A 10,577-nucleotide genomic window follows, 5' to 3' on the forward strand; every position below is an offset into this window, starting at 1 on the left:
ATGCCCGACGACACACCGACCGCTCGTCGAACGGTTCCGCAAACCGATGATGGCAGCCGGATCGGACACCCGCTTCCGGATTACCACGTATACAGCGACGACCGACTACGCCAGTGTTGCCGGCGCAACAGTCGTCTCCTCCGCGAGTACGGGCCGGACTGGCGGACGATACGCACGCTGTGTGCGGTCGAGGAGCGGCTTCGTGCCCGCGATATCGATCCGATCGAGATCGTCGCGGAGCTGAACGATGACTGACCCCGACGAAGCGACGGATGTCGATGTCGTCATCGTCGGCGGCGGGCCGGCGGGCTGCTCGGCGGGCGTGTTCACCGCTCGGTACGGCCTCGATACCTCGATTTTCGATCGCGGGCGCTCCTCGATACGGCGGTGTGCCCATCTGGAGAACTACCCTGGCTTCCCCGCCGGCATCGACATCGGGACGTTCCAGGACCTGCTGCACGCCCACGCCACGGAGGCCGGCTGTGAGATCGTGCCGGATATGGTCGAGTCGATCGAGCACGCCGAAGAAGGGTTCGTCGTCAAGCCACAGGAGGGCGACGCCGTCACTGCGGCGCGGGTCGTCGCGGCGACGCGTTACGACGGCGAGTATCTCCGCCCGCTCGACGGCGACGCGATATTCGAGAGTCACGAACACGACGGCGAGGTCCACGAACAGTTCGACCGCTCGCACGCCGCGACGGACGGAACGACACCGATCGACGGGCTCTACGTCGCCTCTCCTTCCGACGAGTCGGATCGACAGGCGATCATCGCCGCCGGGCGTGGCGGACGCGTCGGGCTGGCGGTCGTCGACGAGGTACGCCGCGAGCAGGGGTACTTCGAGGGGTTCGCCGACCACTACGACTGGGTGCGCGACGAGGCCGAACTCATCGGTGAGTGGGCCGAACGCGAGCGCTGGCGCGAGTACGCCGACGCCAGCCGCCCCGACGACCACGACGTGAGCGAGGAGCGGTGGGCCACTCTACGCGAACGGGAGATCGACCGCCGGTTCGCACAGTACATCGATGCCGAGGAGATCGAGCGTCGTGGCGTGGCGGGTCAGCGAGCACTCTTGGAACACATCGACAACGATCTCATCCGTGAGCACGCAGCATCCCTCGATCAACAACCATGACAGCCGAATCGGACTATCACAGCGCGTACAGCGTCGTCATCGTCGGCGGTGGCGTGGCAGGCCTGTCAGCAGGGATCTTCACCGCACGACACGGCCTCGACACGCTCGTCGTCGACGGCGGCGACTCGATCATGCGACGGAACGCCCATCTGGAGAACTATCCGGGCTTTCCCGCCGGCATCAACGCCCGGCTGCTCCTCGAAATGATGGAGAACCAGGCCGACGGAGCCGGCTGTGATCGCCGCTCGACCGAGGCGACCGCCGTCGAGGCGAAATCGAATGGCTTCGTGGTCGAGACGGCCAGCGACGACCGCTATCACGCCGAGTACGTCATCGCCGCGACGAAAAACGCCACCGACTACCTCACGGACGTCGACGGAGTCGGGATCGTCGATCGCGGGAAGAGCTACGTCGAGACGGACGAACGCGGTCGGACGGGCGTCGAGGGGCTCTACGCGGCGGGCCGCCTCGCCGAGAAACCACACCAGGCGATCGTGGCCGCCGGCCACGGGGCCGAAGTCGCCGTCACGCTCCTGGAGGACGACGACCGCCCGTTCTACCATGACTGGGTCGCCCCCGAGGGTTATTTCACCGATCGTGGGCGGGAGCTGCCACCCGGTGTCGAGGAGATCGGCGAGGAGGAACGCCGTCGCCGGGAGGATACGTCACGGGAGACGCTGCGCGAGCACATCGCCGAACCACATCCCGACGACCAGCAGACACATCCGAGTTTGGAGGACTGATCCCGTCGAGCGCCGAGTGACGATTGCGGATCGGCAATCGATGTGAGTGAGTCTCACGGTGGTTTTACATGTCTTTAGGCCGGCCTAAAGTGTATGGTCGATACCACAGTCGCGGTTCCAGCGTGCAGCGGAACGGGCACGGGTGCCAGCACGCTCGTTCGCGATGGGGCGCTCGCGGACTGTGCGAGCCAGGTCGATGCCGGTAGCGCGACGTATGGATCGGAGATGGCGGACGAAGCCACGACGATCGGCGATGGGCGAATTTCCCTTCGAACGATACGAAATCAACCACCGATGACCGAACCCACGCTCGACGATCTCCGCGCTCGAATCGATTCCCTGACGGCCGATGTCGGCCGATACACCATCGTCTGCGCTCGCACCGGCGCGCGTCCGGTGCCGATCGCGGGGCGACAGTTCCCCGATCGGGAAGCGGCTACGCGAGCCGCCCGTGCCGCCCAGCGCTACCGCGCGCGGCTGCGCCGCTACGACCCCCGAGTGGCCTATCACGACCTCATCGTTCGTGAAGCGATGGCCACCAGCGAGGAACGAAACGCGTGCGCGGCGACGAGCCGTGACTGGCAGTGCCGGTTTTGGGCACTCGCCGATCGCGAACTCGCGCGCCTGCGTGCGGCCCACGGGGGCGAGCCATGACTGTCGAGACCCATATTCGACAGGCGATCGATCGCGTACACGAGGAGCAGGCGGCCATCGACGGGAAACAGGCAGCGTACAGGCGCTTCGTCACCGGCGTCGAAGGGGTTGCCGTCGAGACACCGACTGGCCAGCGGGGCGGGCTCCGAACCGGCCCCGCCGCCACGGTGGCTGCAAGCTCGTCGGGCGGATCGAACAGTCGGCAGCAGGTCCGTGAACGGTTCGCCGAGACGGTTCGCCCGCACAGCACTGCGGACGTTGACGATCCCGAAACCCTGCTCGAAACGATCGGGGTCGAACTCTCCGAGCAGGTCGCGATGGCTCTCGCGCCACAGAACATGACGGGATTCACCGCCAACCTCAAGCAGGGCGTGCTCTCCGAGGCGGCACAACGACGCCACGAACTCCGGGCGATGGAGCGTGCGCTCGACCGCGAAGAGGCGTCACTCGTCGCGGCGAACGACGCCATCGACGAACTGCTGGCATGGATCGTCGACGCGAACGAGACGGCGCTCACCGATTGTGGGTTCGAGGTACTTCGGGCGCGACACGAACGGCTGGACGGGTTCCACGACCGATGCGGGACGATCGCTCACGAGCGCCAGTCGCTGCTTCACGCGACCACCAGCGTCGACGCACAGGTCGGGATCACCCAACAAGAGCTCGTGAACTGTCTCTACGACGGGTTCCCGGTGGCGTATCCCGTTCTATCGACGATCGTCCGGGTCAAGCAGATCTGTGACGAGTGTCAACGAGCGATTCGAGCGCATCTGGTGCGACGGGTGTGAACGGACGATCGACAAAACGGCCGCCATCCCCGCGAATCGCACACGTTTCGAGGGAGTCGGTCCATCCGAACTGACACACCGCAGGGGACGATCACGCGATAGATGCATCGTCCTCTTACTCGCCGTCATGTTTTGACGTCGTACCACGTTGAAAACCGTTCGATGCTGCCGTGCGATGACTGATGGCCATCGAGGACGTACTGCGATCGATGGCCGACATCCGAGCGCCGAGCGTTCCCGACGACCGCCTCGACGGCTGGACGATGGTCGAGGAGACGACCGAGACGCTGTTCGCGCTGCCGACGATGCGGGTGCGCGGCCACACGCTCGTCTACGAGGACGGCCCGCTCCGCGAGGCCCTGCGGGCGGCCGACGACGCCCTCGACATGCCGTGGCGATTTTTCTTCGCCACCCGTCTCGCCTTCCGTCCGCCGCTCGCACCCGGGATCGGCACAGCGTCGGTGCTGCCGACCGTCGCAACTGAGCTCCGGCGATCGTTCGCGTCCGATCTCGAAGACAGGGGCTTTCGCTCGGTCGAACGAGGACGGAAGCAGCGCATGCGTACCGACGCCGGCGATCGTGCTCGCCTCACGAAATACACCGCTCGATACGCCGTCGAGCGCAACGGCAGCGATCGCGACGACGACAATCACGACATCGCCGTCGAGGGTTGGGTCGCCGTCTGGACGCGACGGAGCGGATTCCGCATCGCCGGCGGAGCCTACCCGACCCAGGGGTTCGCCGGACTGTGCGAGAGCGCCGGGGTCGACACCGACGATCCGAACGCATACCGCGAGGAGCTGCTCGGGCTGCTCCGCGCCGTCGAGTGAGATGTGTGTTCATCGAAGGCTGCTCGCTGACCAGCATTTTTATCCCCGCGATGGGCGATTGCCCGAGCGCGCATGCGATTCAGGCGCGTTCTCGATGCGGTGCGGACGGCGGCACGGCGGCGGGTGGGCGCGCGACGGCTGCGCGTGCTGCTCGGCCGGCGAGTAGCCGTCTGGCTGACCGTCGCGGTGGCGCTGCTGTCGATCCTCACCGGCGTTGCCGTGCTCGGCTCGCCGGAGACGTTCGGCCCGCTGACTGGAGTTATCGCCAGCGGCGTCCGGCGAACAGCGGGGTTCTCGGCGGTGATCACGGGCTTTCTCCTGCTCATCAGCGCGCTCGATCTGCGAAGCGGGCGGCGCGCAGCGTGGCTCGCGACCGTCGTCCTGCTCTCGGTGACGGTGTTCGAGGCGATCGTCCAGTCGAGCGTCGTCTCGTTTCCGGTCGCCGCCCTCTCGGTGGCGACGCTCGTCGTGCTGGTGCTCACCCGCAACCGCTTCGACAAGGAACTCGATCTCTCGACGACGCAGATCGCGGCGCTCATCGCCGTCAGCGGCGCGCTGCTCTACGGCACCGTCGGCGCGTACACGCTCCGCGAGTCATTCCGCGGCGTCGAGACGCTCACCGACGCCTTCTACTACACGATCATCACCGCGAGCACCGTCGGCTACGGCGACGCGACGCCCGTCACCGGCCAGGCACGGCTGTTCACCGTTTCGGTCATCGTCGTCGGCGTGTCGAGTTTCGGGCTTGCGATCGGTGCACTCGTCTCCCCGGCGATCGAGGACCGCCTCACGCGCGCGCTCGGAACCATGACAGATACACAGCTCGCCGAACGCGACGACCACGTGCTCGTGCTCGGCTACGGCAGCCTGACCGAATCCGTCCTCGACGAACTCGATGTCGACGACCTGGTGCTCGTCGTCTCCGAAGAGAACGAGTCGAAACTCCCGCCGGTCGCCGAGCGCGAGCTCCCCGTCTTCGTCGCCGATCCGACCGACGACGGGGCGCTCGACCGCGCCGGCATCGACCGTGCCCGCGCAGTGATCGTCGCCAGCGACGACGACGCGACCGACGCACTGGCGGTGCTCACCGTCCGTGAACGGAACCCCGAAATCACCGTCGTCGCTGCCGCCACCGAGGGTGAGAACGGCCCGAAGCTCGAACGCGCCGGCGCGGACGCCGTCGTCACTCCCGCCGCCATCGGCGGTCGTCGGCTCGTGGAATCGGCGCTCGGCGGGGAGTGACGACTGAAGCAGTTGCTTCGGGCAGTGCAGTTGTGCTGCGTAAAGACGTACGAGACGCGTATTTTCGCATTCGTTTGCGAGGTATCACCGGGCGGTGTATCGATTCGATCCGACGATCAGCATACCCGCCGCCCCCACGACGAACACTACGAAGACGTACCAAAGAACGCCGTTCCCGATCTCGAAATGGTCCAGTACGCCAGTCAGAATAGTTACGACACCGATGAGTATCGTCAGCGTTCCGGCGAACTCCGCAAGCCCCGATTCGTCGACGACCTCGTCCGAATCGTAGCCAGCGATGAGCCCCACCATGCCACGATACTTGATCAGGTAGCCGATGAGCACGACCGACAGACCGCTTGCACCGACGAGTAGCACACGTCCGAGCGCCATATCCGATCATCCATCCGACGTGGCAAATACCCTCGGCGGAGTGGTGTGGAATATCGTCGTGCCGTCGAACGGCAATTTCTATAGGCGACGCGGCGGTAGTGGGTCGTATGACCGAACACGTCCTCGTCCCCATCGACGGCTCGCCGCGCTCCGAGCGCGCGCTGGAGCACGCACTCGACATGAACGACGTCGAACTCACCGTCATCACCGTCATCAACCCCTTCGACACCGATCCGAACACGGTCGGGTTGCAGTCGCCGACCGGGATCCCCGGCATGCCCGGCTACTCCGAGGAGTGGTACGAGGGCGCGCGGGCGGAGGTCGAGGAGTTGCACGCGGCGGCGAGCGAGCAGGCCGCCGAGGCTGACGTCGAGCTGTCCAGCGAAATCGAGGTCGGCAAGCCCGCACGGCGTATCGTTCGGTATATCGAAAACAACGACATCGATCACGTGGTCGTCGGCAGCCACGATCGGACCGATCTCACGCGGATCCTGCTCGGCAGCGTCGCCGAGCGAGTGGTGCGGCGCTCGCCGGTGCCGGTGACGGTCGTCCGCTGAAAGGTCAGTTGGAGGAGAGATCGAACGCGTCGGCGAGCAGTTCGTGCGAGCGGAGCACGTCGTCGGGATCGGCGAGCTGGCTCTGGACCATGACGCGCTCGACGCCGGCCTGTGCGGCCATCTCTTCGAGGAGTTCGCGTGCAGTTTCGGGACTGCCCGAGATCTGTCGCGGCCACTCGCCCGGTTCGAGCGGTTGCTCGGTCGGTTCCGGAACACCGCCGAGCTCCTCGATCGCCTCCTCGGTCGAACGGATCGGCGGCGCGTCGGCGATGCCGCTCTGGAGTCGCTTGCGAGCGGCTTCGGTCGTCGCGCGCAGCCGTGCGGCCTCCTCGTCGGTCTCCCCGCAGGTGACGTTCACCGCGAGCATTCCCTCGGGGCTGTCGGGACCGGCACCGAACGACGACGGTTGGAACCGTTCGCGATAGGTCTCGAACGCCTCGACGGCGGGGCCAGGCCTGATGAACGACGCGAAACAGTAGGGCAGTCCCAGCTCGCCGGCGATGGCCGCGCTCGACGGGCTCGATCCGAGCACCCACACCTCGGGGACCGACTCCGCCGAGCGGGCGATGTCGAGTTCGCTGAACTGGTGGTCGTCGGGAAAGCCGTCGTGGAGGTGGGCGGCGGTCTCGTTGATCTTCTCGGCGTGGTCGTCGCTACGCCGGCGCTGGCTGCGATCGGGCTGAAGGGCGTAATCGCTCACCGGGTTGCCGGTCGCCCGGCCGAGCCCGAGATCGATGCGATCGGGCGCGAGCGAGTCGAGCACGCCGAAGGTCTCGGCCACCTTGTACGGGCTGTAGTGGTTGAGCAGCACAGTACCGGAGCCGACGCGGATGCTGTCGGTTTTGGCCGCGATATGGGGAATGAGTGCCTCCGGGGTAGTGCTCGCGAGGCGGTCGGGGAAGTCGTGATGCTCGGCCACCCAGAAGCGCGAGTAGCCGAGCTCTTCGGCGTTTCGTGCGCGCTCGACGGTGTTCTCGAACGCCTCGGTCGCCGACCCGTTCTCGGGTACCGGTGCCAGATCGACTATCGATAGTTCCACATGATAGATCGCGTCGGCGGACGAATAAACCGTCCCATCGCCCGAGCAGCTATCGCCGATCGTCGAGGATCGTGTCCGTCAGCCGTGGGCTCGACGATCCGTTCTGGCCAGCATTCGTCGCCGTATCCTCGGAATCCGAGAAGTGGTCGGCGTCCGCGGGGCGGTTGCGGGGGCTATACGGGGCGTTGCGGTCGTCGGAGTGTCGTCCGCCGTCATGGTCGCGGCTGGTGCCGCCGACGAGGCTACCGATGGCTCCGCCGAGGGCGCTGTTCGCCCCGAGGACGACGGCGACGACGATCACGAACAGCGTCGTCCCGAAGCCAGCGAGCAGGCCGCCGGACTGACTCAGGACCCCGATCTCGATGCTCGCGATGGAGATCCCGATACCGAGGGGGAGCGCCAGCAGGAAGCCGCCGAGCGAGCCGGCGAGCAACCCGTGCCAGAGCCCGCCGCCGACGGTGGTATCGGCGCGATAGCCGGCGACGAACCCGCCGACGAGACCGGCGACGAACTGCCCGATCCCCGGAACGATGAGACCGACGATGCCGAGTACGAACTCGACGGTCAGACCCAGCCCGACCGCGCGCCAGTTCGTCATGGTCGAATTCGGAGCTCTCAGAACAAAACGGTCACGGGCGCGCTCGTTCGGAAAGCGATCGGTGAATGGTGGGGGTCCGAAGCAAACGGAGTTCGGTGGCGTCAGCAGGGTTCAGAGGAAGTCGCTAACGTTGATTCCCTCCCCCGTGGTGGCGCTTTCACCACCCGATCCGCCCCCATCGGGGTTGGCCTCTTCGTAGGGCTGGACGATGACGAACCCATCTTGGCCGGCGAACTCCAGTTGGAAACTCTCGCCCGACGAGCGCCCGATGAAGCTCTTGATGTTCAGATCGCGCTTCGCGTTCGGCGAGACGTTCGCGCTCCAGGCGACGGTGGCGTTCGGGTCGGTCCGGACGGGCGTCGGCAGCACCAGCGGCTCGCCATGGGTGGTGATCGCGATGTGGCCCGGCCCCTGCAGATAGACGTTGAACATCCCGCCCGAGGAGACCCCGGCGATGGAACTCATCATCTTGATGTCCCAGTTCACCGATTCCTCGAAGGCGAGCACGTCGTTGCCGTTGACGCTCACCTCGTCGTCGGCATCGAGTTCGAGGATCTGGACCTCCTTGCCGGCGTCGGCGAGGTAGAGGTGGCCAACGCCGCTCGCGCGCATCATCACGCCCCCCTCGCCGGTGACGCGCTTTTTCAGCATGCCCTTCAGCCCGCCGGAGGATTTGCGCTCGAAGGCAACCTCGCCGGTGTAGCCGATCATCGAGCCGGCCTTGGCCATGACGGCACCGTCGAGGGCGACGTCGAGCAGCTTCGAGCTCTCGCGGTCGAACGTCTTCGTGGTCTCGTCTGGTCCGTGCGATCGGACGAAATCGTCGAAATCCATTGGTGTGCTCCGAGCCACACGGTGGCTCGCTCGAAGAGAGGTCGTTTCGAGCGATATAGCCACCGCGTGCTACCATCCCACGGTGTGAAACGATCCCGCAGTGTGCAATGATCCCACACGATGGCTATACCATCTGCACGCGCCTTCGTTCGTCCGTTGGCGGCGTCGCCGCCGGCGCTCGTGCGAACGATCGAACCCACAGGAGACCACAGATGGCAAGCAGCACACAGGACATCGGCATCGACGAGGAATCGACGACAAGCGAAAGCGAATCCGGACTCGACAGCACCACCGCGGGGGCGCTGTCGTATCTGTTCGGCTTCGTCTCGGGACTGCTCTTCTATCTCATTGAGCGCGAGGACCGGTTCGTGCGCTGGCACGCCGCCCAGAGCATGGCCTTCACCGGCGTGCTCGTCGTCGCGTACATCGCGCTCTCCTTTCTCGGAACGGCCGTCTCGATGGCGACGGTGAGCGGGAGTTCGGGCCTGTTCCTCGCCGGAAGTCTCTTCGGACTGATCCTCGGTCTGGTCTGGCTCGTCGTCTCGCTCGGGAGTTTCGTCGCCTGGATCTATCTGATGATCAAGGCCTACCAGGGAAAGGTCGCCAGACTCCCCATCGCCGCGTCGATCGCCGACCGACTCGCGTAATCACGACGCGGCTCTCCCTCTTCTGCACTCACTCACACGACACACGATACGAACGCCCGACCACGGCGTGACACCGGGAGCCGACGGTGAACACGCCGACGAGAACCGACAGCGAACGATGACACCGATCACGACCGAACGAACGCTGAACGCCTACACCGACGAGGAGCACGGCTACCGTCTCGCTCATCCCGCCGACTGGTCGGTCGAGGTCAACGGCGGCGACACGACGTTCGCGGCCCCCGATGGCGACGTCAGCGCCGTCGTCGAGTGGGACGGACGAACGACGGCGGCGTCGACGACCGCCCTGCTCACCGAACTCGACGTCGACGGATACGTCACCGGATTCGAACTGTTCATGGACGGGACCGTTCGGGTGGCGGACGGACAGACCGGCTGCGTGCTCGAATGCACCTACGTCGCCGACGGCGAGCGTTGGCGACTGTGCTATCTGTTCGTCTCCGCGAACGACACCGACTACAGTCTCAGTACCTCACAAAGCGGGTTAGGTGAACGGGCTGCTTGGTCGGTTGATGCAGCCGGACCAAGCAGCCAACGAACTCACAGAAGAGCNCTCAGTACCTCACAAAGCGGGTTAGGTGAACGGGCTGCTTGGTCGGTTGATGCAGCCGGACCAAGCAGCCAACGAACTCACAGAAGAGCAGGTGCTTAACTTTCTCGTCAACACTCTCGATGAGGAGATCGATATCGAACTCGGTGAGAATGCTGATATTGACTCCGAGGACGTCTGGGACGTCCTCGTCGGCGCGACTGCCGACGAGGACTCGGTCAGTCATCTCTGCGAGATCTCAGAAGAATCGCCCCACGCCAACACGATTCTCCACCATCTCCGGACGAAGTTCGAGCTCGAAGAGCTCGAACGAATCGGGAAGACACTCATCCAGCAGGATATCCTCGAACTCCTTCCAGATCGGCCGGTGGAGGTCGTCGCCGACCTCCACCTCCGTCCGTACTACGGCGAGGAGTACGACTCCGAGGAAGAGCTCTACAGTTCACTCGCTAAAGCCGGAACGACGACGTTCCACGGCTATGCCACGCTCTACGCTCGCGTACGTAACAAACGCTACACGCTGGCGGTGCGCCGTCTGACCGACGG

The 10,577-nt window shown here is 65.5% G+C and carries 13 protein-coding genes and 1 pseudogene; 10 read left to right on the forward strand and 4 right to left on the reverse strand.

Annotated elements, in window-relative coordinates:
- From C448_RS11615 to C448_RS11645, 7 genes are all read left to right on the forward strand, one after another.
- Entirely contained in the window at positions 1 to 255 is a 255-nt protein-coding gene (locus C448_RS11615) for a hypothetical protein (protein WP_004055001.1), read from the forward strand.
- On the forward strand, positions 248 to 1,135 hold the full coding sequence (locus C448_RS11620) for an NAD(P)/FAD-dependent oxidoreductase (protein ID WP_004055002.1): 888 nt from the start codon (positions 248 to 250) through the stop codon (positions 1,133 to 1,135). The genes C448_RS11615 and C448_RS11620 overlap by 8 nt, the downstream gene beginning before the upstream one ends.
- Positions 1,132 to 1,878, forward strand: a complete 747-nt coding sequence (locus C448_RS11625; protein ID WP_004055003.1) for an FAD-dependent oxidoreductase — start codon at positions 1,132 to 1,134, stop codon at positions 1,876 to 1,878. The genes C448_RS11620 and C448_RS11625 overlap by 4 nt, the downstream gene beginning before the upstream one ends.
- A 93-nt stretch (positions 1,879 to 1,971) precedes the next feature.
- The gene (locus C448_RS11630; RefSeq protein WP_004055004.1) at positions 1,972 to 2,532 is read left to right on the forward strand and encodes a DUF7552 domain-containing protein; all 561 of its coding nucleotides are present in this window, start codon (positions 1,972 to 1,974) and stop codon (positions 2,530 to 2,532) included.
- Positions 2,529 to 3,320, forward strand: coding sequence for a DUF7260 family protein (locus C448_RS11635; RefSeq protein ID WP_004055005.1), 792 nt, complete (start codon positions 2,529 to 2,531; stop codon positions 3,318 to 3,320). The genes C448_RS11630 and C448_RS11635 overlap by 4 nt, the downstream gene beginning before the upstream one ends.
- A gap of 182 nt (positions 3,321 to 3,502) precedes the next feature.
- Positions 3,503 to 4,150, forward strand: coding sequence for a hypothetical protein (locus C448_RS11640; protein WP_004055006.1), 648 nt, complete (start codon positions 3,503 to 3,505; stop codon positions 4,148 to 4,150).
- A gap of 72 nt (positions 4,151 to 4,222) precedes the next feature.
- A complete protein-coding gene (locus C448_RS11645) occupies positions 4,223 to 5,392 on the forward strand; it encodes an NAD-binding protein (RefSeq protein ID WP_004055007.1) in 1,170 nt (389 codons plus the stop codon).
- A gap of 84 nt (positions 5,393 to 5,476) precedes the next feature.
- Here C448_RS11645 and C448_RS11650 read toward each other — a convergent pair whose 3' ends face one another.
- Positions 5,477 to 5,785: a DUF3784 domain-containing protein gene (locus tag C448_RS11650; protein ID WP_004055008.1), complete on the reverse strand. Its 309-nt coding sequence runs from the start codon at positions 5,783 to 5,785 to the stop codon at positions 5,477 to 5,479.
- A 107-nt stretch (positions 5,786 to 5,892) separates the two neighbouring features.
- Between C448_RS11650 and C448_RS11655 the strand changes: the two genes are divergently transcribed.
- The gene (locus C448_RS11655; protein ID WP_004055009.1) at positions 5,893 to 6,342 is read left to right on the forward strand and encodes a universal stress protein; all 450 of its coding nucleotides are present in this window, start codon (positions 5,893 to 5,895) and stop codon (positions 6,340 to 6,342) included.
- A 4-nt stretch (positions 6,343 to 6,346) separates the two neighbouring features.
- Here the strand turns inward: C448_RS11655 and C448_RS11660 are convergent, their stop codons facing one another.
- The 3 genes from C448_RS11660 to C448_RS11670 form a co-directional block, all read right to left on the reverse strand.
- The gene (locus tag C448_RS11660; protein WP_004055010.1) at positions 6,347 to 7,381 is read right to left on the reverse strand and encodes an LLM class flavin-dependent oxidoreductase; all 1,035 of its coding nucleotides are present in this window, start codon (positions 7,379 to 7,381) and stop codon (positions 6,347 to 6,349) included.
- 49 nt (positions 7,382 to 7,430) lie between these two features.
- Positions 7,431 to 7,979 (reverse strand): DUF5518 domain-containing protein, encoded by a 549-nt coding sequence (locus C448_RS11665; RefSeq protein ID WP_004055011.1) that lies wholly within the window; start codon positions 7,977 to 7,979, stop codon positions 7,431 to 7,433.
- A 111-nt stretch (positions 7,980 to 8,090) separates the two neighbouring features.
- Positions 8,091 to 8,813 carry an AIM24 family protein gene (locus C448_RS11670; RefSeq protein ID WP_004055012.1) on the reverse strand — a complete coding sequence of 241 codons (723 nt, stop codon included), beginning with the start codon at positions 8,811 to 8,813 and terminating at the stop codon, positions 8,091 to 8,093.
- A gap of 212 nt (positions 8,814 to 9,025) precedes the next feature.
- On the opposite strand from C448_RS11670, the gene C448_RS11675 reads away from it, so the two are divergent.
- Positions 9,026 to 9,460 carry a DUF4870 domain-containing protein gene (locus tag C448_RS11675; RefSeq protein ID WP_049916292.1) on the forward strand — a complete coding sequence of 145 codons (435 nt, stop codon included), beginning with the start codon at positions 9,026 to 9,028 and terminating at the stop codon, positions 9,458 to 9,460.
- A gap of 620 nt (positions 9,461 to 10,080) precedes the next feature.
- A pseudogene (locus C448_RS11685) lies at positions 10,081 to 10,577 on the forward strand (ISH3 family transposase); the annotation flags it as partial.

The organism is Halococcus morrhuae DSM 1307 (assembly GCF_000336695.1).
Lineage (GTDB): Archaea > Halobacteriota > Halobacteria > Halobacteriales > Halococcaceae > Halococcus > Halococcus morrhuae.

Coding starts and splice junctions, on each gene's coding strand:
- C448_RS11615 (WP_004055001.1), top strand. CDS start 1: ATGCCCGACGACACACCGACCGCTCGTCGAACGGTTCCGCAAACCGAT.
- C448_RS11620 (WP_004055002.1), top strand. CDS start 248: ATGACTGACCCCGACGAAGCGACGGATGTCGATGTCGTCATCGTCGGC.
- C448_RS11625 (WP_004055003.1), top strand. CDS start 1,132: ATGACAGCCGAATCGGACTATCACAGCGCGTACAGCGTCGTCATCGTC.
- C448_RS11630 (WP_004055004.1), top strand. CDS start 1,972: ATGGTCGATACCACAGTCGCGGTTCCAGCGTGCAGCGGAACGGGCACG.
- C448_RS11635 (WP_004055005.1), top strand. CDS start 2,529: ATGACTGTCGAGACCCATATTCGACAGGCGATCGATCGCGTACACGAG.
- C448_RS11640 (WP_004055006.1), top strand. CDS start 3,503: ATGGCCATCGAGGACGTACTGCGATCGATGGCCGACATCCGAGCGCCG.
- C448_RS11645 (WP_004055007.1), top strand. CDS start 4,223: ATGCGATTCAGGCGCGTTCTCGATGCGGTGCGGACGGCGGCACGGCGG.
- C448_RS11650 (WP_004055008.1), bottom strand. CDS start 5,785: ATGGCGCTCGGACGTGTGCTACTCGTCGGTGCAAGCGGTCTGTCGGTC.
- C448_RS11655 (WP_004055009.1), top strand. CDS start 5,893: ATGACCGAACACGTCCTCGTCCCCATCGACGGCTCGCCGCGCTCCGAG.
- C448_RS11665 (WP_004055011.1), bottom strand. CDS start 7,979: ATGACGAACTGGCGCGCGGTCGGGCTGGGTCTGACCGTCGAGTTCGTA.
- C448_RS11670 (WP_004055012.1), bottom strand. CDS start 8,813: ATGGATTTCGACGATTTCGTCCGATCGCACGGACCAGACGAGACCACG.
- C448_RS11675 (WP_049916292.1), top strand. CDS start 9,026: ATGGCAAGCAGCACACAGGACATCGGCATCGACGAGGAATCGACGACA.